This window comes from Prevotella sp. CAG:592, from assembly GCF_000436015.1.
Lineage (GTDB): Bacteria > Bacteroidota > Bacteroidia > Bacteroidales > Bacteroidaceae > Prevotella > Prevotella pectinovora.
In genome coordinates this window covers 19,963-45,011 of sequence record NZ_FR892623.1, presented here as the reverse complement: position 1 = coordinate 45,011, position 25,049 = coordinate 19,963, and the positions used below count along the sequence as shown (strand labels likewise).

Here is a 25,049-nt window from a genome sequence, read left to right as displayed (position 1 = left end):
AGCGCGATCTGGAGAACTGCATATAGCCCCATCCTGCCAATATCATCAGCAGGGCGGTGAGGCGTGCAGGCAGATAGTTGGCTATGTCGTCGATGCAGGCTGCCCAGCAGCCGAAGTCTTTGTAGCGCTTGTTCTGATAGCCTATCATGGAGTCGAGGGTGTTTATCATCTTATAGGCCATCATTCCCGGCACACCAAGCAGGGCAAACCAGAAAAGCGGAGCAATGACACCATCGGAGAGGTTTTCGGCAAGTGTCTCCAGAGCTGCCGTAGACACTTCCTGCCGGGAGAGCGACAGAGTGTCGCGGCCCACAATCCTGGCCACCTGCTGTCGGCCCTCGTCAAGTCCCAGTTCTAGTTTTCCGAATACCATCCTCACTTCGCGGCGCAACGTCTTTCCGGCAAGGCAGAAGAAGACGCAGAGCGACCCCAACGCATAGGAGAGCAGCGGAAAAGCCCATCCCGTGTCGTAGCTGTCTGTCAGCATTCTGAGCGCCTCTGTCAGCAGCCACATGATGCCGAACGTCATCAAGATGCTTGAAACGGCAAAGACAGCACCTTTAAGTCGCTTTCTTTTGCCGCGGTTGAGCCTGTGTTCGCCCATGGAAATCCATCTGCCCATATATACCACGGGGTGGGGGAGCCGTGAGGGGTCGCCGAAGATGATGTCGAGAGCCCAACCTGTGAGAAGGCTTGCTAACATGATGTGGGTATTCAGAAAATTCATTGTTTCATCCATTCTTCCAGAGATTTTATCAGTTTGTCGTTTTCTTCGCGAGTCTGCACGGCTATGCGGAAATGCTGCGGAGTGAGCGTCTCGAAGTTGCTTGCGTCACGTATCAGTATGCTGTGTGAAGCAACGAGGAATTCCTTCAGCGTGGCAGCGTCTGATTCCGGCAGTCTGCAGAGCAGCATGTTTGAGTCTGAAGGATACGTCATTATGCCAAGTTCCTCAATGAGCCTGCCTACCCGTTCCCGCTCAGAGCAGAGAGCTGCCGTGTCGATGCTATAGTCTTCATGGTGTTTGAGCAGAAACATGCCGGCGCAGATGGCAAGGCTGTTTACCGACCACGGCATGCGGTGGCTGCGGAGCAGGGATATGAGCCGGCGGCTGGCAGTGACGAAGCCGAGGCGCAGTCCGGGGATTCCGAAGTCTTTTGTCATGGAGTTCAGCAGAAGCACATTGCCTTGACGGGCACACTCCCGGGGCTGGAGAGTACGCTTGAGCGTGTAGTGGGAGTAGCTCTGGTCGATAATGAACAATGTGTCGGGATTGTTGCTGATGACGGCAGACACGACATCGTGGTCTGTCACGGTGCCTGTGGGGTTGTTGGGGTTGCAGAACCACACGGTGTCGTTGTTGCCGAACCGGTCGGATGGCGTTATCTTTGACAGGGTGTGGATCCGGCTGCCGTACATGCTGCAGGCGTCGCCATATTCTGCGAAGGTGGGTTGCAGGATGTGTTGTGTCTTCCCACTGAAACATTGGGCAATGAGGTATATGGCCTCCGTGGCTCCGTTGGTCACCATAATGCAGTCTGCCTCAACACCTGTCTGCCGTGCTATCGCTCTTTCGAGAGATGCTGGCGCAGGTTCAGGGTAGCTTGTTATGAGTGGCAACTTTTCGGAGAGATAGGCGAAAAGCCGCGAATGGTCGAAGTGGTTGAATATGTTGGTGGAGAAGTTCATCTCCACATTCTTGTATTTATATAGGTCGTCGCCGTGTCCATGTATCATGGTGTCATTATTTTGATAAGTTTTTCTATGTCTACATATTTTCTCACGTGGTCGGCAAGGAGGTCGTACTGTCTGTTCTTGAATTCCTCAATGCTGACATTGCCTGCCTTGGCTTTACTCTTGCAGAGGGGGGTGATGAAATGGTCTGTCACGGCAGAGTTGTCGAGAAATCCGTGGAGGTAGGTGCCCGTGCAGTTGTTTCCGCTGACAATAAGGTCGGCTTTCTGGCCTGCTCTGTCGTTGCCCTGGCTGTAGGTGGTAATGCCCTGATGGATTTCGTAGCCTTTGCACTCTTTACCGTTGAAAATGAAATCCGTCTGCCGTGTGGTCTTTTCTGGCAACATCTCGGTTATGGTGTCGAGAAGGCCGAGTCCGGGCAGTTGTGGAATGCTGCCTTCCACGGCATGAGGATCGAGCACCGATTGCCCCAACATCTGATAGCCGCCACAGATGCCGATGACGGTCTTCCCGTTGCGATGTGCCCTTACTATTGCTTGGGCAACACCGTTTTTGCGCAATTCGTATAAATCGTCGAGGGTTGCTTTCGTGCCGGGCAGAATGATGATGTCGGCTTTTTCTATATCGGCGGTATTGTTGGTATAGAACAGGTTGACGCGCTCGTCGCGCTCCAGTATGTTGAAGTCTGTGAAGTTTGATATATGTCGGAGCAGCACCACCGCAACGTTCACCTTGTCGGTAGCCATCTGACGGGCTTTGCGCTCCAGTTCCACGCTGTCTTCCTCTTCTATCACGATGTCTTTGAACATCGGTACTATGCCCAGCACAGGGATGCCGCATATCTGCTCCAGTAGTTTCTTTCCCTCATCGAAGAGACGAATGTCTCCGCGGAACTTGTTTATTATTATGCCCTTTATCCTCTTCCTGTCATCGGGAGTCTGCAGCATCACACTGCCATAGCATGATGCAAATACACCGCCACGGTCTATATCAGCCACGAGAATTACGTCAGCGTCGGCATGCCGGGCCATTGGCATGTTCACGAGGTCTGAGTCGCGTAGGTTTATTTCAGACACGCTCCCGGCACCCTCCATGATAATCGGACAGAAAGATTGGCTGAGCCTGTCGAAGGCTGCGTTCACTGCCTTGCGTAGTTCTTCGCGACCCTCTTTGCGGAAATAATCGTATGCCGAGCGGTTGCCTATCGGTCGTCCGTTCAGTACCACTTGTGTGGTGTGTTCGGAGTTGGGTTTCAGCAGCAGGGGGTTCATGTCTGTAGTGCAGACCACTCCGGCAGCTTCAGCCTGTACAGCCTGGGCACGGCCGATTTCCAGTCCGTCGGGTGTGGCATAAGAGTTGAGAGCCATGTTCTGCGCCTTGAAAGGGGCAGGGTGGTAGCCCTCCTGCAAGAAGATGCGGCAGAGGGCAGTGGCAATTATGCTTTTGCCTACGTCGCTTCCAGTGCCTGCAAGCATTAAAGGGTGTAATATATTGTGTGTCATAATGTTATAGTCTGATTGTTGAAATTTTGAAGAAGGGGAATCCAGTCTCTGCCCAATACCAGTGGGTGTAGCCTGCTACTACATTTTTATATCTGTATAGAGCCGTGGTGGTCTTGGTGTTTTTTGCAGAAAGCTGTATGCATTCTTTGTGTATTTCCCCATTGTAAAAGCTCTTGTTGTGAGAGGTCTCGTCTGTCAGTGTAACGTCATCATTGATGTCGGAATAATGGAATTCATGTCCTCTTATGCATTGGTTCCTGCCATCGATTGTCAGATACATCTGTCTGTAGCCCAGATGCAGGCGGGCGTCGCGCATCGAGGCGCTGAAAGGGAAGACACCGCACATCGGAATGTTGTCAATATCGTGGCACAGGTACATGAAACCTCCACATTCTGCAAATATCCTGCCTCCGTTTTCGGCATAGGCCTTGATTTCTGCCATCATTTCAGAATTTCCCGAGATGTCGTCGAGATATAGTTCGGGGTAGCCTCCTGGCAGATAGAGAATATCGCACGAAGGCAGATGACTGTCGTGAAGAGGTGAGAAAAACCTGACTTCGCCCATTGTGCGGAGCGAGTCGATGTTGGCACGATATATGAAGTTGAAAGCCTCGTCTTTTGCTATCAGGATTCTCATGATTCAAGGATTTTGTCAATGTCTACATGCTTTTCTATTTCTTTGGCGGCAGCTTCTATGATGCGGTTCATTTCCTGTCTTTCGGATATTGTAAGCCCAAGATGCCTGCCTGGGATTGTCAGTTCGCTGTTCTTGGCCATATAGCCAAAGCATTCCACTCCGGCGTCGTTGCAGGCAGATTTCAGAAACCGGAAATGATTTTCAGACCCTACGTTGTTGAACACCACTCCGGCAATCTGAAGATTCTTGTTGAAATTCTTGAAACCATAGATCAGCGGTGCCACGCTGTAGGCCATCGACTTTGCGTTGACGATGAGGATGACAGGAAGATGGAGCATGATGGCAATCTCGGCGCTGCTGCCGTGAAAACCGTCGTAGCCGTCGAAGAGTCCCATCACGCCTTCTGCTATTGCAACGTCGGCATTTTGTGAATAATCCGAGAATATTTTTCTTACATGTTGGGCAGAGGCCATGAAGGTGTCGAGGTTAAGGCTCTCGTTGCCTGACGCCATATGGTGGAAGATGGTGTCGATATAGTCAGGGCCGCATTTGAAAGGCTGCACGCAGAGTCCTCGTTGGGTGAGAGCACGCAGCAGTCCCATTGTGAATGTCGTTTTGCCGCTGTTTGATGTGGCGGCTCCTATGAGGAATGATTTCATTGTCGCTATGTTTATGTTTGTCAGATCAGGTTTCTTTTCTTTTTCAGTAGGATAGACAATGCTATCGGTGCTCCGATGAGCGATGTGACTGAGTTAATCGGAAGTGCTCCTTCGAAGCCTGGCATTCGGGCAATGAAGTTGCAAAGCAGAGCCAATGCCGCTCCGCAAAGCACGTTGGCTGGCAGCAATATATTGTGGTCGGTGGTGTTGAAAAGACCGCGGCATATGTGAGGCACGGCAAGACCGAGGAACATTATAGGACCACAATAGGCGGTAACGATAGCGGTGAGAGTGCCGGCGGAGGCAATAGTAAGCATTCGTGCCCGTTTGACATTGAGACCGAGATTCGTGGCATAGAGGTCACCCAAGAGCAAGATGTTCAGTGGCTTTGCGAGTAGCATGACAAATGGCAGGAGAAAAGCGGTGAGACCGGTGAATACATATACCTGTCCGCCTGTGACGCGGGAGAAGGAACCGAGCCCCCAGATTACGTAGGCTCGTATATCTTCCTCGCTTGAGAAATATTTGAGCACTCCGATGATGGCTGTGGCAATATAGCCTATGAGTACACCGGTGATGAGCAGAGTGACGTTGCCTTCCACCTTATGGGAGAGAAAGACTATCAGCGACATCACGAGCATGGCACCGAAAATGGCGGCAATGGTTATGGCTGTGTTGCCGATAATGCCGAAACTCGACAGGGCTGTGCCGCCGATGGCTCCGCTTAGCAATACAACGAAAGCTACACCAAGACTTGCAGCACTGGAAATGCCCAGTACGGAAGGTCCGGCAAGGGGATTGCGGAAGACGGTCTGCATCTCAAGTCCGGCTACAGACAAGCCTGCGCCACAGGCCATGGCTGTGATGGTTTGAGGCAATCGCGTGTATATTATGATATTTGTCCACACCTCAGCATTCGCTCCTTGCAGGGCCTTGTCGCTGAAGGGATTGAGGATTGTCAATACAGCGTTTACGGGAATGGCTACTGAGCCTACAGCCAGATTCAGCATAGCCAGAACTATGATGCCCAGTATGAGCAATGTCATCATTGTAGAGTGTCGCATATCAGTTTTATTTTTATTTCTCCTTGCGGGAAAACAGTCTTGGTGTTTTCATGGCAGAGAGATTTTATCCTTTCGAAAAAACAGGCTGGCATGATGTTCCATAGCTCCCTTGCCATTGTTATGTGGCTGATGGGAGATGGGTCTATGCCGAGTTGCTTGGCGGTGGAGATAAGGAAATCTTTGTTCATAACCACTTTGTGTGAGTGAGTGTCTAGGTTTCCATCCGCCAATTTCACTGCTTTTCCTATCATGATGGCGAGAGTTGCACGCCTGAATCCAATATCATAGGCAGCTTTCAGCGCCTCGCCAATGAAATTGCCGTAGTGTATGCAGCGTATGTCCCTTTCTTCCCTCAATGCCTTTTCGCTTTTCATTCCGGCAACGAGTCCGATCTCTCGTCGCCCCATGGCCCATGCCACTTCCAGTTCGCGGCGTATGCTTCGTATGAAGGCATCGTTGGAAAGAGGGTGGACAATGCCTGATGTGCCTAAGATGCTAATGCCACCAACCACACCTACCCTCGGATTGAAAGTATGTTTGGCTATTTCCTCTCCGTTCTCCACGCTTATCGTTACATCAACGTCCATGTTCGTGATACGGCTTATTTCATTTATAATCATTTTACGGGGCGTTGGGTTCACGGCAGGTTCGCCGATAGGGATGCCCAAGCCTGGAAGAGTGACGGTGCCAACGCCACTGCCATGAAGAAACCTTATCTGTTGTCGGCTCATCGTTGGATTGCCTGTATCCTGTTGTCTGACAGGGCAAGAGATGCGAGATGTTATTCTACAGCCTCTTGTCACATCCGGATCGTCGCTGAAGTCTTTTGTGACGGTGGCAATTCCTTTGGCGTTGTGTTCAACGGGGATAGTGAGTATTTCACCATCAGGAAGAGAAAAGGAAACTTCCTCGTCGTCATCATCAAACAAGAGGGAGAGAAGTGCTGCTTTTGTAGCAGCTGTGGCGCAGGCACCGGTAGTGAGACCTGTTTTCAGTGGAAAGAAATCGGGCATCATCTGTTCGATGCTTCGTCTTAGTCCGTATTTTCCTGTTACGTAAACCCAATCGCCGGGAAGTGCAGGATGCTCGATTACGTAGATTTTCAGCCCTAGTTTTTGTGCTGCCTCTATCTTTGCGTCGAATCCTCCGGACAATCCGCTTTCCTTGGTCAGTATGGCATCGCAGCCAATGCGCTTCATCATGGCCTTTTCAGCTTCGGCTGATGGTATCTCAAGGTTTTCGTTATACATTACCAGATGCTCACTTGGAAAACCTGAGACCTCCGCTTTGTCAAGACTCTCCTGTCTGTCGAGGATTCGGAAGAAAGTTGTATGTTTCCGCCAATAAGCTTCCAACTTACTGATAGTGTTTACTCCACTCAACGCCAGCAGACAGTTGATGTCGTCAGCTTCGAGTCTACTGATAGCTTCTTCATAGCTATGGCAATATGTCACACCGATGGCATGGCGTGGGAAAGAACGTTCAACCCTTATTACAGGAATGCCTGCTTCTTCAATCGCCTTGTGCAGGTTTTCGGCAAAGGGGTGGGCAGCGTCGATGATGCAGCCGATATTATTGTCGTGGCAGAATGACTTTATCTCAGTGGCGGACATGCTTCCAGAGAGACGCACGCCGTTGTGCATCTCCACTTCTTGCAGCTTGCTTCTTGTGGAGTAGTAGAATGGCTTTCCTGCTTCTTCGCATACCTCCACAGCGATGCGGCCTTCTGTTGTGCCGCCAAAGATAAGTATCATTCTTTACCCTTTCTGAATAGATGAGTGAAATGTCCGTCGTAGAGTTTGCTCAGACCATTACGATTGTCGATAGCCTCTCCTACAACTATCATTGTTGTGAGAGTAAGGTTGTTGTCCTTGAGAATCTTGGACAGGTCTTTCAGTTGGCCACGATAAATGCGCTGCTCTTTCCATGTTAATTTATAGCATGCCGCAACAGGCGTTTCGGGAGGATAACCACCATCGAGGAGTTCTTTCATCACTTCGTCTACAATGCTGGCACTGAGGAATATACACATAGTGGATTGATGTTCTGCCAAGAGATGGAGCTTCTCTTTGTCGGGCATTGGAGTACGTCCTTCGCCACGGGTCAGGATGATAGTCTGACATTTTTCCGGGATTGTGAACTGGCTTCTGAGTTCTGCAGCGGCAGCAAGAAAACTGCTGATACCAGGAGTGATGTGGTAGTGCATACCGTATTCGTCGAAATATGCCATCTGTTCCTGTATGGCACCATAGATACAAGGGTCGCCTGTATGGAGACGCACTATGAGTTTTCCTTCGTCATAGAATTTCTTCATCAGGTGGAATTGCTCCTCAAGGTCCATTCCTGCAGATGAGCGTACTGTGGCTCCCGCTTTGGCACAGTATGTCAGTTCCTTGGGTACAAGACTTCCTGCATAAAGGATAAGATCTGCCTGCTCGAGGAATTTCCTGCCGCGCACGCTTATAAGATCAGGGTCGCCTGGACCAGCCCCCACTATTTCTATGTGTCCGTTGTCAAGGCTATTGTTCATGTCTGGTTTGTGGCATGCAAATTCGTCTTCACCAAGAGCCCATGTATAGAAAAACGTCTTGTCGTCGGCAGACACACTACCTTTCTGTTTCTCCACCACCAAACTGCCGTTTCTGCTTGCAGCCAATGCGGAAGCCTCAGCAACACCATGGCAGCCTGTCACTTCAAATACCTTGTCGGAAGGGTTCGGAACCTCTATCTGGCAAAGAGTCTCGGCAGGATAGATATTCAGTTCGGCCCATGGCAATAGGGCTTGGAGTTTCTTCAATGCAGCCTCGTCTTTCTTCAATGTTATGGTTGAGACAGTTCGTATGCTCTCCATAGCATAGCCTTCATTGCGGACATTCGACAATATTTCGTTGGCAATACCAGTGGGAGCGTCTTTCTGGCAACCAATGCCGAGATTGAGGCATTGCGGACAATACTGGATATGTTTCACTCTGCTTATGTCATATCTGTGTGGAGACACCAAGATCAGCAATTCTTTATTCCATTTGTCATTACCGGTAGTCTTGTCGTTAGAATTGCCATCTGACAAATAGTCATTATAGCTGTCGTAGACTGTGACATGTGTCGGGCATGAGGATTTCAAATATCTTGTTCCTTCGTCATCCACTTCACACACGAGGGCGGTTGGGCATTTGTTGACAAATGTAGCGATGACTTTATTCATTTCCTCATTTGTCATTTTGGTGATTTGCCATCCGAAGCGCTTGGCTATGGTGTCGAGAGACCACAGACCGGTATTGTCGCTCTGGGTGGTTATAATAGCCTCAGCATTTATAACTTTCGCTATTTCTCGGGCAAGGCCGTTGGCACCGCCCACGTGTCCGCTCAAAACAGGAATTACGTATTTCCCTGTTGAGTCTACACATACTACTGCGGGGTCGGTGTGTTTGTCTTTGACAATGGGAAGTATTTTTCTCACGCAGATGCCCAATGCTCCGATGAAGACTATCGCCTCACCATCAAAGCACAAGTTTCCTTTTCGTATTTTGTCTGCAAGACGTCTGCCTGCATCGTTTATTGTCTCGTATTTTATCATATTGCTTTCAAACGTATTGTGTTCTACAACACAGGAGCTCATATCGCTCTCATTATTGTAATAGGGTTGTTGCCGTCAACAGTTATCGTGTGTAGTATTTCTGTTGTCATGCCTAACTCTCTCGTAATGCTGAAGAAAGAGTCTTTGCTTGTTTCGCTGACAGAATTGAAAACTATGCAACCAGAGTGAGACAAGACATTTTTTACTTTTATAAGTACTTCTTTCATCTTGCCTCCATAACCGCCGATGAATACGGCGTCGGGCAGGGGGCAGTCGCTTATGTCCATATTGCAGAAGTCGCCTATCCTTGCGTCAATGCCAGGGGCATGGAATTTCCTGGAGTTTGCAAGCATGAGTTCCTTTCCCTCGTCGCGTATTTCGAATGCCGTGACCTTCAGATGAGGATAGGCGAGCTTGGCCTCAATGCTCACGCTACCAGTACAGAATCCTATATCCCAGAAGGATTTCTTTTCAGCCAACTGAAGGGCCGACAAAGATGCCATACGTACGGGCATTTTAGTTATCATCCTGCTGCGGCCATCCAGCAAGTGGAAGGCTTCGTCTGGGATGCCGATATTCTGGCGTATGAGTTTTCTTTGTTCCAATATTATGCAATTAGGGGTAGAGTAACCTTTGGCAGGGTCGTATTGTCCAATGCTCTCTTTTTCTTCATTGCCAAGGTTTTCACCCACATACATTTCGTAGTTGTCGTAGCCATAGGTGTGCATTCTTTGCCATATCTCATGTGGAGTCTTGTTCTTGTCGGTGAGACAGCCAATGAGACGTTCTCCGCGTATGAGGGCTTCGTCTAACCGGTCCCACGGTCTGCCGGTAAGCGATGCCGTGTACATGTCATTATAAGCGAGATTCAGTTTGTGTGCAAGTAGCTGAAGAGAGTTGAATGTGGGAAACACTTTCATTTGTACTTCAGGAAAAGACCTCTTTACGGTATTGGCGAAACCATAGAACAGGGGGTCGCCTGAGGCGAAAATTACCAGTTCATCATGGTGCTTGTATTTTTCCAGTACGTCGGTAATTGGTATGGTAATGTTTATCCATACGTATCTGGTGGGCAACATGCTGGCTATGATTTCATGATGGCGCATACCACCGGAGAAGACTCTTCCTGCGGATATGATTTTCATGACCTCTGGTGTGAGGCAAAGTCTGTGGCTGTCGGAGAGTCCTATAATATAACATTTATTCATGTCTTCACTACTTATAATAGGGTTATACGTCTCTGCCCGGTCTCAATTGTTCTGCATCGTCGAATGTCAGAATGCTGTTTATGAGCGTTGCTGCAAGATTACTTCCGCCCTTTCTTCCGTCAATTATGATTTTAGGTATATCGGTGAGAGCCTTGGCAGCGTGTTTGCTTTCCTCAACATGTACGAATCCGACAGGTGCTCCCACTATTCCTGCAGGTCTGCAAATTTGTTTTCTTACCAGCGAACAGAGTTCCAGCAGTGCTGTAGGAGCATTGCCGAAGGCATATAGGGCGTTGGGATGCTCTTGTGAAGCAAGCCGCATCCCGGCCTGAGCGCGGGTTATGTTTTTTTCTTTGGCCATTTCTATGGCGCGGGGGTCATTGATGTAGCATACGGTTTCTATTCCAAGTCGCTCCAGTGCTCCCTTGCGTATGCCGGATGCTACCATAGAGACATCTGTAACAATAACCTTTATTTCTCTGCTTTTTACCTTGTCGTAAATCTTTGCTGTGGCTTCGTTGTCCATCCACAACAGGTTTTCCATATCGAAGTCTGCCGTAGTATGAATGGCATGAAGGAGTGGCCATAGTTTCCATGTAGGGATGTCCCGGTTCTTCAGTTCATTTCTGATAGTTCGGAAAGACTTTATCATTATGCTTTGCCCCACTTTGCAATCTTCATCCTCCTTGTCTTTGCGGTAATAGCCACGTGGGGTGATGAACGATCCGTTCCAGTTGTAAGACTGGCTGTTGCCAATTATTACCACTGTAAACATATCTATATCCTCAGGATTGAAATCCTTCAGCGTTGTGATCTTTACACTTTGTTCCTCACGTCCTGCTTGTCTCACGTATCCTACGATATTGTCCTCGCTTCTATATTTGAGAAACAGTTCTTTCAGACGGTACAACTGCCAGTATCTGCCGTTGCTTTTAGGGTTATATACGGCAGTGATGAAGTCAGCTTCCGCTGCAGCAACAATTCTTTTCTCTATCACATGCCAGGGCGTCATGAGGTCGCTCATGGATATTACGCAGAAGTCATGTCCCATCGGAGCTCCGAGGAGGGAGGCTGCTTTCTGGAATGCGCTGATGCCGGGTATTGAGACGATTTCCACTTTGGATTCCTTCTCACGCTTCATCTCATAAATGAGAGGAGCCATGCCATATATGCCGGCATCGCCGCTGGAAACCACACACACGGTATTCCCCTTCTCGGCATATTCAAAGGCCATCTCGGCACGTTGGCGTTCTTTTTTCATTCCGGTGTCTATGCAGACTGTATCGTCGGATATGAACTTCTCGATGAACTGGAAGTAATATTTGTATCCTACAACTACGTTACTGTCTGCTACGGCCTGTTGAAGTGCGGGAGTTATATCTTCCGCACTGCCAGGTCCGATGCCTGCCACATATATTCTCATATCAGTCTTTGAATTTTAAAGTTACACTCAATATAACGGATCTTCCAGGATTTATTGTAGAGAAATTAGAATTCCAGTAAGATGTGTCACGCTTGTTGAAGATATTGTCTATGCCTACACCTGGTGTTATGGTAAATTGTTTCAGGCTGAAAGTGTGCCGCGTAACAATGTCCCATTGCTGATATTCAGGAGCGTAGCCATATGTATTTGAGTATCTTTTGCCCTGTATGTGACCGTTGATCTGGGTGTTTAGATGATATGAACCCCAGCTTTTGTCCCATGCGGCAGATACATTTACAACATTTTTCACGCTCTTGTCCACTGGAGTTTCTGACATCTTATATTGTTGAGTCTTTTTGTCAAGCGTCACGCTTTTTGCCTTGGTATCGCAGAATGTATAGCCTGCAGAAGCAGAGAATCCATATGGGAGAAGAAGCTTTAAGTTTGTTGATATTCCCTTTATGGTGGCTTTGTCTATATTGTCGCGTTGACGTATAGTTGTCCAGCCTTCATTATAGAGAGCCGTCAGTTTCTCACTGGCTTCAATCTCAGCCAGTGTCATGGTGCGGTAGTTTATCATGTTGCGGATATTGTTGAGGAATCCGCTGACGCTCAGGGTGAACCACTTGTTGGCATATTCCAGGTTGGCATTCCAGAATCTGTTCTTTTCGGGCTTCAGCATGGTGTTGTTGATTGTGTATCGGGCAGATGTCTTAGTCTGGTCGGTAGCATAAAGCTGAGAGAGGGTAGGGGTACGGTAGCCTTCAGCATAGCTTACTCTGGCTCTGAATCCGGCGATGTGATAGAAGAGGGCCGTGTTTGGAGTCACATTGCTTCCGAAGTGCTTGTTGTAGGTATATCTCAGTCCCACAACAGCTTCCAGACCTTTGACAATGCGGATTTCATCCTGTGCGAACAGGTTGTATGTATATGTGCTCTCCTTGTCAATATTGTCAGAGGCGCTCTTCAGGTTTTCCTGTTCCATCTCTATGCCAGCCGATAGCTTGTTCCAGTTGTTGAGCCTGAAAATACCTTTTATGGTCTCGTTTATATACTGTGTGTTCTTGCGTGTTTCGTCGTAAGCTTCTTTGGTTGCCGTTTGCCAGTAGTCATAAGCCGACTTGAAGTTGTCCATGTATACGTCAAAGTAGAGATGCACATTTCTGTTTGGCACCCATCTTGCACCAGCTCCCAGGTTGTATGTCCTGTGTTTTATATCGTAGGTGTAGGCTTGCTTTGAAGTATAAGTATAAGTCTTGTCCCCCGTAGTCTTGTCGGTTGTTGCTTTCTGTGTGTAGTATGTAGCGTTTCTGTCGCGTCCGGTTTTGTGACCATATAGGTTGCCGGATAGGTAGATGTCGATTTCGTCATTGAATCTCCATTCCAGCCTCTCGCTGATGTTGTCAGACTTGAAAGCCGTAGACATCGGTCTGCCGGTAAGCTTCAATACGGATTCGTCGCCTTCCTTGAATTCCTGATATCTGTTCACTTGCCAGTTGTCAGCCTGACGGTGGTTATAGCTTGTGTGGCTTGAGAATTTTCCCTTTGTTATATCCACGTTGATATCCTGGTCGAATCTGCCTTTGTTCATCACTTTTGTGCTACTTGTCACCTCAAGGTTGTTTTTGCCATCGTCTGTGATTACGTTTATCACTCCGGCTATGGCATTACTTCCATAAAGGGCGCTTGCTGCTCCCGACAGGATTTCTATGCGCTTGATGTTGTCAATGCTGATACGGTTCCATCTGTCGTCGCCCGACATTCTCTTGCCGTTTACGAGAATCAGCATGTATGCGTCGCTTATTCCGTTGAAATTCACGGTGGTGCCCATTCCGTTTGTATAGGTGGTTATGTTTGATGTGAGTTTGGCCAAGGCTTCCTGAAGACTTGTCACATTGGCATTTTTCAGTTCTTTTGCCGAGATTACCTTCACTTCAACGGGTGAGTTTTCTGCCTTTCTATAGGTGCCTGTACCTGTTACGATAACAGGATTGAGTATATTCTCGCGAACTTTGTCATTCTGTGCTGATGCAATGCTTGGTATAGTCAGGGCAAAGGGTAAAAATATAAGGCGATTCATAAATATCTTGCTTTTTTCAAGTTGTATAATTGATTGTTTAATTGAATGTTACTTTATTAGTTTATAGTATTTAGGAATATAGCTTGGCAGTATTTCCGGATGGAAAGCTTTCACGAAGTCTGCGAGCAAGAAGTGTGGCTGCACTCCGCCAAGCTCTCTGTAAGGCGTCTGGCTCAAGTCGCAGAAGATTACCCTCTTGTTCTTGAAAGCGTCCATAGTGGCATATCTGGCATCTTCGTTTGCAAGTTCTTTCAATGAGAAATTGCCTTTCGACGAACCATCCGTCTGCCAGAAGTCAGCATGAATTCCTTTGGCATAAACAGATTCGAAGTCGAGGGCAATGCCACCAGACTCCTTGTTGTCTTTCATTATATAGTCTGCACCTGCATCTCTGAACAGTTGTGCCATATAGCTTCTGCCGCCCACGATATACCATCCGTCTCGAAGCTGTCTGCCGCTTATCACGGTTGGGAGTTTCTTGTTGTCAGAGGTTGCCTTTTCCACTTCTTCCTTCAGAGTGTTGTATTTTTTCTCGATGTCAGCGAAAACGGCATTAGCCCTTTTCGTTTCTCCTGTGAGGATGCCAACGAGCTTTATCCATTCAGCCTGTCCCAGTGGGTTAGTTTCTTTGTATCCGTGATGGAAGATAAGTGGAATGCCACATTCTTTCAGAGCTTCAAAGCCTCCATATTTGCTTGCGCTCACGAGGATAAAGTCAGGTTTTGTGCGCATCACGGTTTCAAGGTCGAAGTTTCCTTCTTTCCCTATCTCAGCTGTCTTTCCGCTTTCAAGTTGGTCAAGCATCCTGAGTGAGAAGATATGTCGTAGAGAATTGATTCCGACGATTTTGTCTTCCAGACCGAGTACTTCAAAATTTCCGAGTTGTAAAGCCGTGGTGCATATAAAGCGTGAAGAAGATTTTCTGATTGTGATGTGTTGAGGCTTGCTTGCTTTGGCAGCAGGGTCAGGGTTTGTTATAGTGACATGAATGCCGTCGGGTTTGTATTCTACTTTCAGTCCTTTGGCATATTTTATCTCTATCGTGTCGCTATAGTCTTCAATGTGTGAAAGTACAGAGTCCTGGTCGTGGTACAGGCTGTCTGCAACAAGCTCTTTCTTGCCGTCCTGAGCTGTGGCGCAAGAAATGAGCATAGTCATTATTACTGCAAAATAATATAAAATTTTCATGTGTCTAAATAAACGGTAAAAACAGGTACGCAGAACATGCATGTTGTTCCGCGTCCCTGTTATATATAAACCGGTTCTATGATTGATTATTATTCCTCTGGATACATTGAATGGTAAGCGTCTTCAAGAAGCTCAGCATTCTTCGTATGGTTTATCCATATCTGGCGGATAGTAGGCAACTCCAGGAGTCCGAGTGGGTTGCCGTTGGTCTGAGGAACTACAGATGTGAAGCCATTGTGGTTGAAGAACTCAAACCAGCTGTTGTCTTCACTTGTCGGCTCACTTGCGTCCCAATAGTCGTTTCCCTCGCCAGCCATATCGTTGTGTGCGTGGTCACCGGCTATAGACATCAGAGCGTGGAGATAAACCTTGCCAGAAGTGATGTTGTTGTTCTGCATACGTGCCATTACATTCTGCTTGTAGTTGTCCTTCATGTCAACAGTACCTACGTAGTAGTTCTTGCTGTAAGTCTGCAGGGCCTTTTCAAGCTGTGTGTAGCGGATGTTTGCCTTGAAAGAGTCGTAGTTGTCAGGGTTTCCGTGACCCATAAAAGCAACAACGCCCTGTGCCGCCTCGTCTTGATAGAGGTCATTGAGCAGTTTTGCCACGTCGTCAACCTCGTCAAGGTCGTTGAGCAAAGGCATACCGAGGTGGATCTCTACGGTCTTCAGATATTCGTCATCGAGGTGTGCATCCTTTACATAACCGTTGTTGGCGAATTTCTTTACGGCAGCAACAACATTTGCGAACTCCTCTCCAGGGATAACCTGGAGGCTCTGCACGTAAACAGTCTTGTACTTTGCAGCACCGATGGCGTGGAGCAAATAACGTGGCTCATAATAGTTGCGTGACTCGCCATGTTCTCCAGCACTGGCACGGTTGATGCAGATGTCAGAAGAGAAGCAGAAGTAAACGTCTGCATCTGGGAAAGCATCCTCATAAGCCTTTTTCGTGTCATCAAAAGCGGCGAAGGCATTTGTCCAAGTAGAACCGAAGGCTACGAGCAGCACGGCTTTGTCTTTGCCCGACTTGGCTTTCTGTGCAGCCACCTGCTGGTCGTTCATGGAATACTCAGAGATGATGCTCTGCTTAGAGTCATCATCATCGTCGCAAGCTGTAAAGCTCAATACAGCGAGCAACATCATCAGAAAGATTTTAATCTTCTTCATCTTGTTTTTTGTTTTGTTTATAATTATGGTTGAAAATCTTCTTTCCTTTGTTGAACTTTATGGCGAATGAGGCATATATGCTTGTGCCGCCATTGTTTGTTCCGAGATGGTATGGACGCATCGTGGTGTCTTTGTAGTTGAAGATATTGTCCACTCCCAACTCAACCTTATACGACATCTCAGCCCCTGCCTTTCCGAAATCATGCGTGGTGTTGATTCGCCATATCTGATAGTGTTTGCCGTTTCCGTTGTTTTCGTAGTAGCGTTTGCTGCTGCCGCGTGTGGAGAGGCTGGCTCCAAATCGGTATACCGTAGAGAATCTGTGTCCGTAAACCAACGATGCATTCCACTTGTTGTGTGCCATACCGTCTATCACGGCCTTTTTCATCCTGTCGTGGTCTGTGTCATACATGTTGGCTTGAGTGTCGAGGTAACTGTAGTTTCCGACGATGCTCAGATCCTTGTATATATTATACGACAGGTTGACGTCTATGCCATAAGTCTTGGCGTTTTCCATGTTTTTGTAACGTCTTGCCGTTACCTTTCCGCTGCCGTCCCCGAGATAACCGGTCGTCACGTCCTTTGGCAACTCGTCTACCGGAACGTTGACAAGTTCTATCATGTCTTCCAGTTTATTAAAGTAACCGGTTACAGAAGCAGTGAATCTCTCGTTCCTGTATTCGAGTCCAGCGCTGAAGTAGTTGCTTGTCTGTGGTTTGAGCGACGTGTTTCCCATATTGAAGAAAGTGGTCGAACCCATCACGTGCAAATATCTGTAATACAATTCTTTAACAGTTGGCGCCTTGAATCCCTGACTCCATCCCAAACGCAGTCGGAAGTCGCCAAGACTGGCCATCGTACTCACTTTAGGCGTGAAGTGGAATCCGAATCTTGAATTGTCCACGAGTCTTGCTCCTGCCGTTATGTTCAGCCATGGAATGATGTTGAATTCGTCTTGTGCATATATAGCTCCCGTGTTGTCGTCAGCGCTACCGTTTGCAGTCCTCATTGGGGCTTTAAGATAGTCGTATCTGTATTCGGCTCCAACATTCAAGGTGTTTGCATAAGGCAGATGGAAAACGCCTTTCAGCATAGCCATCACGCGTTGCTGGTCGGCTTGCAGACGCTCTTTGCCTGGATAGAAGGGCACTCCGTGTTCCAGTTTGCCGTCTATATAGGCATCTTCGTATGTCTTGCTTGTATAGTGGTAATAGTAGGCATGCTTGTTCCAGTCCACGTCAATCGATATATAGTCCTTCTTGTCTTTGTTTGTAAACAGTTTACCGCCTATCGCTGCAGAAGCGTTGCGATAGAGCAGGTCGTATGTGTAGACGTCGCATGAGGCATAGTTGCCGTTAGTGGGTCTGTTGATGGATTTCTTGTAGAAATACCCGTCGGCATACAGTTCAAGATTCTTTGTCGGATTATATGTCAGTCTTTCGCTGATCTGCCAGTTCGTGAATTTGTTTGTTGTCTTGTTTCTTGAATCAGGTACTACTTGGCCTTCTGCAAATTCTTTTGAAGTGTTTTGCCATCCATCGTTGTGTTGCAGCTGGAAGCTGGTATACGACTGCACTTTGCCTATTCTCAGTCCCAATCCATTGCGTTGTCTGATGTCGTTGAAACGACTGTAGCGAGTTGTGTTTTCTAGAAGCAGACCTTGCGTGTCGTGTTTCTTTGTTATGATGTTTATCACTCCAGCCATGGCATCAGAACCATAGAGAGCAGATTGGGCACCTTTTACTATTTCTATTCTCTCAATATTGTTCGGGTCGATCAGTCCGAGGTCGTTTTCGCCTCCGTTGTCTCCATGTAGCCTTTTGCCGTTGATGAGAATCAGTATATAGTTGTTTCCGAGTCCTCCAAGCTGTGCTTTGCTGCCCATGTCGCCTTCGTTGAAGGCAAACGAGGCCGTAAGCCCTTCAAGGATGTCTTCCAGGGATTTACCTCCATAACTCTCTATCATCTTGTGCGAGATGACTTCTGTCTGCACAGGCACATCCTTCAGCAGGTGGCCGGTACCGGTAGCGGTCACGACAACCTCTTGCAGCGTCTTGTCGCCAGCAATATTATCTTTGCTGTTCTGGGCATTGGTGCTGATGCTATAAGCACCTGCGGCAATAGCCAATAATATGATTTTATTCTTTTGCATAATTAGATTATCTTCTCCTATCCTGGGAGCATGTTATCTACGAGTTGTGATCTGGCAGGTATTCTGACTTTCCACAGAGCCAACGCCTTCCCGACAATACTTGAAACCCTTTTGTTTCATGTCAGTGGCTTTCTGATGTTAGCTCCATAATGTGGATTACAGCTGCAGGAACAGTTCAGGTCTTTCACCTGATTCCCTTGCACGTCAGCATCGTAAATCACAGCTTTGAAATTATTGTGATTCCCTTTGCTTCTGTTACCATATCAATTGCAAAGGTACATTTAATTTGTTTGAAAAACAAATTTTCACAAAGTTTTTTCGTGTAAAAGTCTGTCCACAATATAATAATGTTTCCCTTCTCTTCTTGTCTTTTCCCTATCTGGCAACATGTCTGGATGCTGCAAAAAATAAGGCAAATGCCATGTCTGACATTTGCCTTATATATATAATGTATTTTGCTTTCAAGTTTAAGCCTCTTCAGCCAAACGTTTTTTGATAGCCTTGCTGTCTTCTTCATAGCCAGGTTTGTCGAGCAAAGCAAACATGTTGCGCTTGTATGCTTCCACGCCAGGCTGGTTGAATGGGTTTACTTCGAGAAGCAGTCCGCTTATTCCGCAAGCCTTCTCGAAGAAGTATATCAGCTGACCGATGTAGTATTCGTCAAGTTTCGGAACGCTGATATGTATGTTTGGCACTCCTCCGTCGATATGAGCGAGTCTTGTTCCGAGTTCAGCCATCTTGTTCACTTCGTCCACTCGTTTTCCTGCAAGGAAGTTCAAACCGTCCAGATTGTCTTCGTCGTTAGGGAAGAGCAATTCACGGTTAGGCTTCTCTATGCTGATAACGGTTTCATAGATAGTGCGCTCGCCTTCCTGTATCCATTGTCCCATAGAATGGAGGTCTGTTGTGAAATCGCAGGAAGCGGGGAAGATTCCCTTGCCTTCTTTTCCTTCGCTTTCGCCATAGAGCTGCTTCCACCACTCTGAGAAGAAATGGAGCTTCGGCTGATAGTTCACCATTATCTCGATTTTCTTTCCAACCTCCTGATAGAGTCCGTTTCTTACGGCAGCGTATTGTGCGGCAGGGTTTTCTGCGAACGGCACGTTGATATCACAGGCTTTTTCCATTTCCACCGCACCCTCTACGAGTTTCTTGATGTCGAATCCTGCGCATGCGATAGGTAGGAGTCCTACTGGAGTGAGTACTGAGAAGCGTCCGCCGACGTTATCCGGAATCACGAATGTCTTGTAGCCTTCTTTTGTGGCTGCTGCACGGGCAGCACCCTTCTTGGCGTCAGTAATAGCCACTATTACCTTCTTTGCTTCTTCCTTTCCGCGCTGTTCCTCACATTGCTTCTTGAGCAGTCTGAAAGTGAGTGCTGTTTCAGTAGTCGTGCCAGACTTGGATATGTTTATTACGCCGAATTTCTTGCCTTTCAGATATGATGTCAGTTCGGAAAGATAATCCTCGCCGATATTGTTTCCTGCAAAAAGTATTGTAGGGTTGCTGCCGTCGTTGACGAGCCACTGGAAAGAGTTGCTCAGAGCTTCGATTACGGCTTTTGCGCCAAGGTAGCTTCCGCCGATACCTGCCACTACGATTGCCTCGCAGTTGCTGCGTAGGGTGTCTGCACATTGCTGGAGCTCAGCGATGAAGTCTGCAGAAATTTCTGATGGCAGATGGAGCCAGCCCAGAAAATCGTTTCCTTCACATGTGGCATTCTCCAATGCCTCTTGAGCTTTCTTGACTTTTCCTTCAAAACCTTCCACAGCTCCTGCTTTCAGAAACTGTTCGGCTTTTTTTGTGTTCAATTTTATTTTTTCCATATTCGTTTGTGATTTATGTTTGTCTTCTTTATCTGAAAGAATCTGTCAGCAGCTTTATTTCAATCTGCGGACTTATGCGTTCGTACAAGATGTTGTATACAGCATCCAGAATCGGCATGTTCACATGCATGTGTCTGTTTATCTCTTTCATGCATTTCGTTCCGAAATATCCTTCGGCTATCATCTCCATCTCTATCTGTGCGCTTTTCACGCTATATCCTTTGCCTATCATCGTTCCGAATGTGCGGTTGCGCGAGAAGTTGCTGTATGCCGTGACGAGAAGGTCGCCAAGATAGACGGAGTCATATACGCAACGCTCGATAGGGTGTACTGCAGTCAGGAATCTTGACATTTCCTGCACGGCATTAGATATGAGTACCGACTGGAAATTGTCGCCGAATTTCAGTCCGCTGCATATTCCCGACGCTATTGCATATACGTTTTTCAATACGGAAGCATATTCTATTCCGACTACATCGAGGCTTGTCTTCGTCTTGATATAGTCGTTCACCAGTATGTCTGTGAATGCCTGGGCTTTTTCCTCGTCGCAGCATCCCACGGTCAGATACGACAACCTTTCGAGTGCTACCTCTTCTGCGTGCGACGGTCCTCCAAGGCAAGCGATGTTTTCTTCCGGCACGTCGAATACGTTGTGGAAGTATTCTGAGCATACCAGGTTTTCATCGGGTACGATACCTTTTATGGCTGTGACGATGAATTTGTTTGAAATGTTTGTCTTGAGCTTTTTCAGGTGGTTTTTCAGGTATGGTGATGGTGTTACAAACACCAGCGTATCGTATTTTTCTACAATCTCGTTGATGTCTGAAGAGAAACAAATCTCATCTACATTAAATCTAACTCCCATCAGATAAGACGGGTTGTGTCCTAATCGGCGAAATTCGTCAATACGGTCATCTCTGCGGATGTACCATCCAATGTGGTGGGTTTTTTCCACAACAATCTTTGCAATAGCCGTAGCCCAGCTACCTCCGCCAATTATTGCAATTTTACCACAGTTAAACATTCTGTCAAATTTGTTTGGGTGAGATATGTCCGGACCCATTGTTCTTTGTCGTCCGGACATATCTGGAGATATGAATTATTAAGATTCTGTCGAAGCATTTGCTTCAGCCGAAGGATTGGCTTTGTCAATCCAGTTCTGCACTTCGTCGAGAGACGGCTTTTCGTAGCCCAATTTGTATTTCTTGTTTATTTCTCCTATTTTCTGCTGGAGACCTTGCGCCTTTTCACCCTTGATGTCTGAGATGAGGTTGAATCCGGCCTTACGCATTACGTAAGCCCAATTTTCCGACACTCCGATTTCTTCCCATTCGTTTATGGTGCTTTGCGGCATTTTCTTTTCCGGCTTCATCTGTGGGAAGAACAACACTTCCTGGATGTAAGTCTTTCCCGTCATGAGCATTACGAGGCGGTCTATGCCGATGCCGATACCGCTGGTAGGAGGCATGCCGTATTGCAGCGCACGCAGGAAATCCTTGTCAATGATCATTGCCTCGTCATCGCCCTTGTCGGCAAGCTTCATCTGGTCTACGAAACGGTTCTCCTGGTCGATTGGATCGTTGAGCTCAGAGTATGCGTTGGCAAGTTCCTTGCCGTTTACCATCAGCTCGAAGCGCTCTGTAAGACCTGGTTTCGAACGGTGCATCTTTGTCAGCGGAGACATCTCCACGGGATAGTCTGTGATGAATGTAGGCTGGATGAATGTTCCTTCGCAGAACTCTCCGAAGAGTTCGTCGATGAGTTTTCCCTTGCCGAATGTCTCGTCGACTTCCATTCCCTTTTCAAGGCAGAACGCACGGATTTCCTCTTCTGTCTTTCCGTTGCAGTCGAAACCTGTTTTCTCCTTGATGGCGTCAAGGATAGGCAGGCGGCGGTATGGAGCCTTGAAGCTCACCATCTTGCCGTCTATTTCCCTTTCAGGCGAACCGTTCACTGCTATACAGATTGTCTCGAGGAGTTTCTCTGTGAATGCCATCATCCAGTTGTAGTCCTTGTATTGCACGTAGAGCTCCATACATGTGAACTCTGGATTGTGGTTGCGGTCCATTCCCTCGTTCCTGAAGTTCTTTCCGATTTCATAAACACCTTCAAAACCGCCTACTATAAGCCTCTTCAGATACAGCTCTGTGGCAATACGCATATACATATCCTGGTCGAGGGCGTTGAAATGAGTGATGAACGGTCTTGCTGACGCACCACCTGCGATACTCTGCAGGGTAGGGGTCTCCACCTCCGTGTAGCCGGCTTCGTCGAGCACTTTTCTCAGCGTGCGCAACACCGTGGCGCGTTTCAGGAAAGTGTCCTTCACTCCGTCGTTCACAACGAGGTCTACATATCTCTGTCTGTAGCGAAGTTCCGGATCGTCGAATTTGTCGTATGCCACTCCGTCCTTGTATTTCACGATAGGCAGCGGCTTCAGACTTTTCGAGAGCAGGGTCAGCTCCTGTGCGTGAACTGAAATCTCGCCTGTCTGTGTGCGGAATACGAATCCTTTGACACCGATGAAGTCACCGATGTCCATGAGCTTTTTGAATACTACATTATAAAGGTCCTTGTTGTCGCCGTGACAGATCTCGTCGCGTGAAACATACACCTGTATTCTTCCTTTGGAGTCTTGTATCTCAGCGAAGGATGCCTTTCCCATGACTCTGCGGCCCATCAGTCGGCCCGCTATCATCACTTGGCGAGGTTCGTCCTCGTCTTTGAACTCAGATCTTATGTCAGTACTGAAAGCGTTTGTTGGAAACTCTGCGGCAGGATATGGGTCGATGCCCATATCGCGTAGCGTCTGCAAGCTCTGGCGGCGTACAATCTCTTGTTCGCTCAATTCTAGAATGTTCATATTATATTATCTTGTAATTTTCTTTTTACGTTGAAAAGGCATTTCGGACATCAGTTGACAAGTGACCAACCTGCATCTTGTCTGCCTGTAAGCAAGTTCGGAAACTTGCTGAACTCCTATACCTTAATGCTTGATTTTGCAAAGTTAATAAATTTATTATTAAAAGCCTTGCGTTTTGTGTTTTTTTTATTCTCAACAACTTGCTAATACTCATTAGAAGCCAGACAAAATCTACTCTTCAATAAAAACGGAATCCATGCAAACCGTAACCGTCGGTTTGGGTTCAAATAAAGTAAGTTGGAAAGAAAAATGCGTCATGCCGCCATGATGTATGAATCATGTCTGTGGCAAGACGCATATATTGTCTGCTATGGGGAATTGCTTCCCGTCTTTTGTCTCATTTCTTCCCCAACAGAGGGGGTGGGCATCAGCCCAGATACTTGATGAGAATCTTGGCGTTGCCGCTGTCGCGCAGCTTGGCGATGCTCTTCTCTCTGATCTGTCTCACGCGCTCACGTGTAAGACCGAGCTGGTCGCCTATTTCCTCAAGGCCCTTTTCCTGACATCCTATACCGAAGCATTCGCGGATGATGGTTATCTCTCTCTCTTTGAGCACCTTGCTCAATACGGAATTAAGCTCAAGGGCCATGGATTCGTGGTCTACCACGCGGTCGGTCCTGCTGTCCTCTCCACTAGGCATCACGTCGAGCATACAGTTGTCTTCACCGTCCTGGAATGGGGCGTCGATGCTCACGTGGTGACCGTCGGCAGCAAGCGACTGTCCGATCTTCTCTTCGTCGAGCTTCGTTACTTCAGAGAGCTCGGAAACTGAAGGATGGCGCTGGTTTTCCTGCTCAAACTTGTTGATCTCATGGTTTATCTTGTTGAGCGAACCCACCTGGTTCAGCGGGAGTCTCACGATGCGGCTCTGCTCTGCTATTGCCTGAAGGATGCTTTGGCGGATCCACCACACGGCGTAGGAGATGAACTTGAAGCCTCTGGTCTCATCGAATTTCTGTGCGGCCTTGATGAGTCCGATGTTGCCTTCGTCTATAAGGTCGGTCAGAGTAAGGCCCTGATGCTGATATTGCTTGGCAACAGATACGACAAATCTAAGATTGGCTGTCACCAACTTGTTCTTTGCTCTTTCGCCCTCACGTCCGCCTTTCTTGATTTTCTGTGCGAGTTCAATCTCCTCGTCGATGGAAATCAACGGCGCACGACCTATCTCAACGAGGTATTTGTCGAGTGCTTCACTGGAACGGTTGGTAATACTTTTCTGAATTTTTAGTTGTCTCATGCCTGATATTTTCTTTAAAACCTTATAAGTAGCTGATTATTAATACTTTAATGTTGTTTTCCTGAAAAAACGATGCAAAGGTACTAAAAATATCCTCCCGTGTCAATGATTTTAACAAAACTTTAACACTTACGTGTATTTATTCTTCTGAAAAGCCGTAATGGTGACAGGCATTCATGTTTGATTGTCTTCATTCGTGATGATACGGTTCGCCTTTTATGATTGTGCACGCCCTGTATATCTGCTCCACGAAGAGCAGGCGTATCATCTGGTGTGAGAAAGTCATTTTTGAGAGCGACAGCTTGGCGTCGCTTCTCTCGTATACGGAGTCGGCAAAGCCGTACGGTCCGCCGATTATGAACACGAGGCTCCGTGCAGTCTGCTGCTGCTTCTCTATCCATCTGGCAAACTCTATGCTTCTGTATTCCTTGCCGTGTTCGTCGAGCAGCACCACGGTGTCTGACGGTTGCAGCCTCTTGAGAATCTGTTCCGCTTCCATCTCCTTCTGGTTGCTCTGTGTGAGGCTTTTCGTGTTTTTGAGTTCGGGGATTACCTCTATGTCGAAAGGCATGTAATGCTTCACTCTTCCCACATAGTCGTCAATCCCTTTCGTTATGTTCTTGTCGTTTGTCTTTCCCACGACTAAAAGTTTTGTCTTCATTTCCTCTGTTCTTTGTCCTGTCTTTCGGCTTCATGATGAAGCGTGGCA

17 protein-coding genes, 1 pseudogene and 1 riboswitch are annotated in these 25,049 nt (G+C 47.4%); all 18 genes and pseudogenes read right to left on the bottom strand.

What is annotated here, in order from left to right; all coding sequences use genetic code 11:
* On the bottom strand, positions 1-727 hold a 727-nt coding region (gene cbiB / locus QVO99_RS09040; RefSeq protein WP_288177106.1), incomplete at its 3' end, for an adenosylcobinamide-phosphate synthase CbiB.
* Complete coding sequence (locus QVO99_RS09035) at positions 724-1,737, bottom strand: aminotransferase class I/II-fold pyridoxal phosphate-dependent enzyme (protein WP_022317282.1); 1,014 nt, start codon at positions 1,735-1,737, stop codon at positions 724-726. The genes QVO99_RS09035 and cbiB, both read right to left, overlap by 4 nt.
* Complete coding sequence (locus QVO99_RS09030) at positions 1,734-3,197, bottom strand: cobyric acid synthase (RefSeq protein WP_022317281.1); 1,464 nt, start codon at positions 3,195-3,197, stop codon at positions 1,734-1,736. The genes QVO99_RS09035 and QVO99_RS09030 overlap by 4 nt, the downstream gene beginning before the upstream one ends.
* A 4-nt stretch (positions 3,198-3,201) precedes the next feature.
* Positions 3,202-4,493, bottom strand: a pseudogene (locus tag QVO99_RS09025) (cobyrinate a,c-diamide synthase).
* A 20-nt stretch (positions 4,494-4,513) separates the two neighbouring features.
* Positions 4,514-5,557, bottom strand: a complete 1,044-nt coding sequence (locus QVO99_RS09020; RefSeq protein ID WP_022317278.1) for an iron ABC transporter permease — start codon at positions 5,555-5,557, stop codon at positions 4,514-4,516.
* Positions 5,539-7,311, bottom strand: coding sequence for a cobalt-precorrin-5B (C(1))-methyltransferase CbiD (gene cbiD / locus QVO99_RS09015; RefSeq protein WP_022317277.1), 1,773 nt, complete (start codon positions 7,309-7,311; stop codon positions 5,539-5,541). The genes QVO99_RS09020 and cbiD overlap by 19 nt, the downstream gene beginning before the upstream one ends.
* Complete coding sequence (gene cobM / locus QVO99_RS09010) at positions 7,308-9,131, bottom strand: precorrin-4 C(11)-methyltransferase (protein WP_278839861.1); 1,824 nt, start codon at positions 9,129-9,131, stop codon at positions 7,308-7,310. The genes cbiD and cobM overlap by 4 nt, the downstream gene beginning before the upstream one ends.
* A 38-nt stretch (positions 9,132-9,169) precedes the next feature.
* The gene (locus QVO99_RS09005; RefSeq protein WP_022317275.1) at positions 9,170-10,339 is read right to left on the bottom strand and encodes a bifunctional cobalt-precorrin-7 (C(5))-methyltransferase/cobalt-precorrin-6B (C(15))-methyltransferase; all 1,170 of its coding nucleotides are present in this window, start codon (positions 10,337-10,339) and stop codon (positions 9,170-9,172) included.
* 22 nt (positions 10,340-10,361) lie between these two features.
* Positions 10,362-11,762, bottom strand: a complete 1,401-nt coding sequence (gene cobJ, locus QVO99_RS09000; protein WP_022317274.1) for a precorrin-3B C(17)-methyltransferase — start codon at positions 11,760-11,762, stop codon at positions 10,362-10,364.
* A 1-nt stretch (position 11,763) separates the two neighbouring features.
* On the bottom strand, positions 11,764-13,842 hold the full coding sequence (locus QVO99_RS08995) for a TonB-dependent receptor plug domain-containing protein (RefSeq protein WP_022317273.1): 2,079 nt from the start codon (positions 13,840-13,842) through the stop codon (positions 11,764-11,766).
* A 48-nt stretch (positions 13,843-13,890) separates the two neighbouring features.
* Positions 13,891-14,994 carry an ABC transporter substrate-binding protein gene (locus QVO99_RS08990; RefSeq protein WP_022317272.1) on the bottom strand — a complete coding sequence of 368 codons (1,104 nt, stop codon included), beginning with the start codon at positions 14,992-14,994 and terminating at the stop codon, positions 13,891-13,893.
* A gap of 125 nt (positions 14,995-15,119) precedes the next feature.
* Entirely contained in the window at positions 15,120-16,199 is a 1,080-nt protein-coding gene (locus QVO99_RS08985) for a sirohydrochlorin cobaltochelatase (RefSeq protein ID WP_022317271.1), read from the bottom strand.
* Positions 16,186-18,351 (bottom strand): TonB-dependent receptor plug domain-containing protein, encoded by a 2,166-nt coding sequence (locus QVO99_RS08980; protein WP_288177105.1) that lies wholly within the window; start codon positions 18,349-18,351, stop codon positions 16,186-16,188. The genes QVO99_RS08985 and QVO99_RS08980 overlap by 14 nt, the downstream gene beginning before the upstream one ends.
* Positions 18,352-18,387: 36 nt before the next feature.
* A riboswitch (cobalamin riboswitch) is annotated at positions 18,388-18,583 on the bottom strand.
* A 235-nt stretch (positions 18,584-18,818) separates the two neighbouring features.
* Positions 18,819-20,177: a glucose-6-phosphate isomerase gene (locus QVO99_RS08975; RefSeq protein WP_022317269.1), complete on the bottom strand. Its 1,359-nt coding sequence runs from the start codon at positions 20,175-20,177 to the stop codon at positions 18,819-18,821.
* 28 nt (positions 20,178-20,205) lie between these two features.
* Positions 20,206-21,201: an NAD(P)H-dependent glycerol-3-phosphate dehydrogenase gene (locus QVO99_RS08970; RefSeq protein ID WP_042520089.1), complete on the bottom strand. Its 996-nt coding sequence runs from the start codon at positions 21,199-21,201 to the stop codon at positions 20,206-20,208.
* 78 nt (positions 21,202-21,279) lie between these two features.
* The gene (lysS, locus tag QVO99_RS08965; RefSeq protein WP_022317267.1) at positions 21,280-23,040 is read right to left on the bottom strand and encodes a lysine--tRNA ligase; all 1,761 of its coding nucleotides are present in this window, start codon (positions 23,038-23,040) and stop codon (positions 21,280-21,282) included.
* Between the two features lie 427 nt (positions 23,041-23,467).
* Positions 23,468-24,340: a sigma-70 family RNA polymerase sigma factor gene (locus QVO99_RS08960; RefSeq protein WP_022317266.1), complete on the bottom strand. Its 873-nt coding sequence runs from the start codon at positions 24,338-24,340 to the stop codon at positions 23,468-23,470.
* A 190-nt stretch (positions 24,341-24,530) separates the two neighbouring features.
* The gene (gene rlmH, locus QVO99_RS08955; RefSeq protein WP_022317265.1) at positions 24,531-25,001 is read right to left on the bottom strand and encodes a 23S rRNA (pseudouridine(1915)-N(3))-methyltransferase RlmH; all 471 of its coding nucleotides are present in this window, start codon (positions 24,999-25,001) and stop codon (positions 24,531-24,533) included.
* Positions 25,002-25,049: the final 48 nt, after the last annotated feature.

What these genes read in the sequence shown, in the direction of transcription:
- QVO99_RS09035 (WP_022317282.1), bottom strand. Translation starts at nt 1,737, where the DNA reads ATGATACATGGACACGGCGACGACCTATATAAATACAAGAATGTGGAG.
- QVO99_RS09030 (WP_022317281.1), bottom strand. Translation starts at nt 3,197, where the DNA reads ATGACACACAATATATTACACCCTTTAATGCTTGCAGGCACTGGAAGC.
- QVO99_RS09020 (WP_022317278.1), bottom strand. Translation starts at nt 5,557, where the DNA reads ATGCGACACTCTACAATGATGACATTGCTCATACTGGGCATCATAGTT.
- cbiD (WP_022317277.1), bottom strand. Translation starts at nt 7,311, where the DNA reads ATGATACTTATCTTTGGCGGCACAACAGAAGGCCGCATCGCTGTGGAG.
- cobM (WP_278839861.1), bottom strand. Translation starts at nt 9,131, where the DNA reads ATGATAAAATACGAGACAATAAACGATGCAGGCAGACGTCTTGCAGAC.
- QVO99_RS09005 (WP_022317275.1), bottom strand. Translation starts at nt 10,339, where the DNA reads ATGAATAAATGTTATATTATAGGACTCTCCGACAGCCACAGACTTTGC.
- cobJ (WP_022317274.1), bottom strand. Translation starts at nt 11,762, where the DNA reads ATGAGAATATATGTGGCAGGCATCGGACCTGGCAGTGCGGAAGATATA.
- QVO99_RS08995 (WP_022317273.1), bottom strand. Translation starts at nt 13,842, where the DNA reads ATGAATCGCCTTATATTTTTACCCTTTGCCCTGACTATACCAAGCATT.
- QVO99_RS08990 (WP_022317272.1), bottom strand. Translation starts at nt 14,994, where the DNA reads ATGCTCATTTCTTGCGCCACAGCTCAGGACGGCAAGAAAGAGCTTGTT.
- QVO99_RS08985 (WP_022317271.1), bottom strand. Translation starts at nt 16,199, where the DNA reads ATGAAGAAGATTAAAATCTTTCTGATGATGTTGCTCGCTGTATTGAGC.
- QVO99_RS08980 (WP_288177105.1), bottom strand. Translation starts at nt 18,351, where the DNA reads ATGCAAAAGAATAAAATCATATTATTGGCTATTGCCGCAGGTGCTTAT.
- QVO99_RS08975 (WP_022317269.1), bottom strand. Translation starts at nt 20,177, where the DNA reads ATGGAAAAAATAAAATTGAACACAAAAAAAGCCGAACAGTTTCTGAAA.
- QVO99_RS08970 (WP_042520089.1), bottom strand. Translation starts at nt 21,201, where the DNA reads ATGTTTAACTGTGGTAAAATTGCAATAATTGGCGGAGGTAGCTGGGCT.
- lysS (WP_022317267.1), bottom strand. Translation starts at nt 23,040, where the DNA reads ATGAACATTCTAGAATTGAGCGAACAAGAGATTGTACGCCGCCAGAGC.
- QVO99_RS08960 (WP_022317266.1), bottom strand. Translation starts at nt 24,340, where the DNA reads ATGAGACAACTAAAAATTCAGAAAAGTATTACCAACCGTTCCAGTGAA.
- rlmH (WP_022317265.1), bottom strand. Translation starts at nt 25,001, where the DNA reads ATGAAGACAAAACTTTTAGTCGTGGGAAAGACAAACGACAAGAACATA.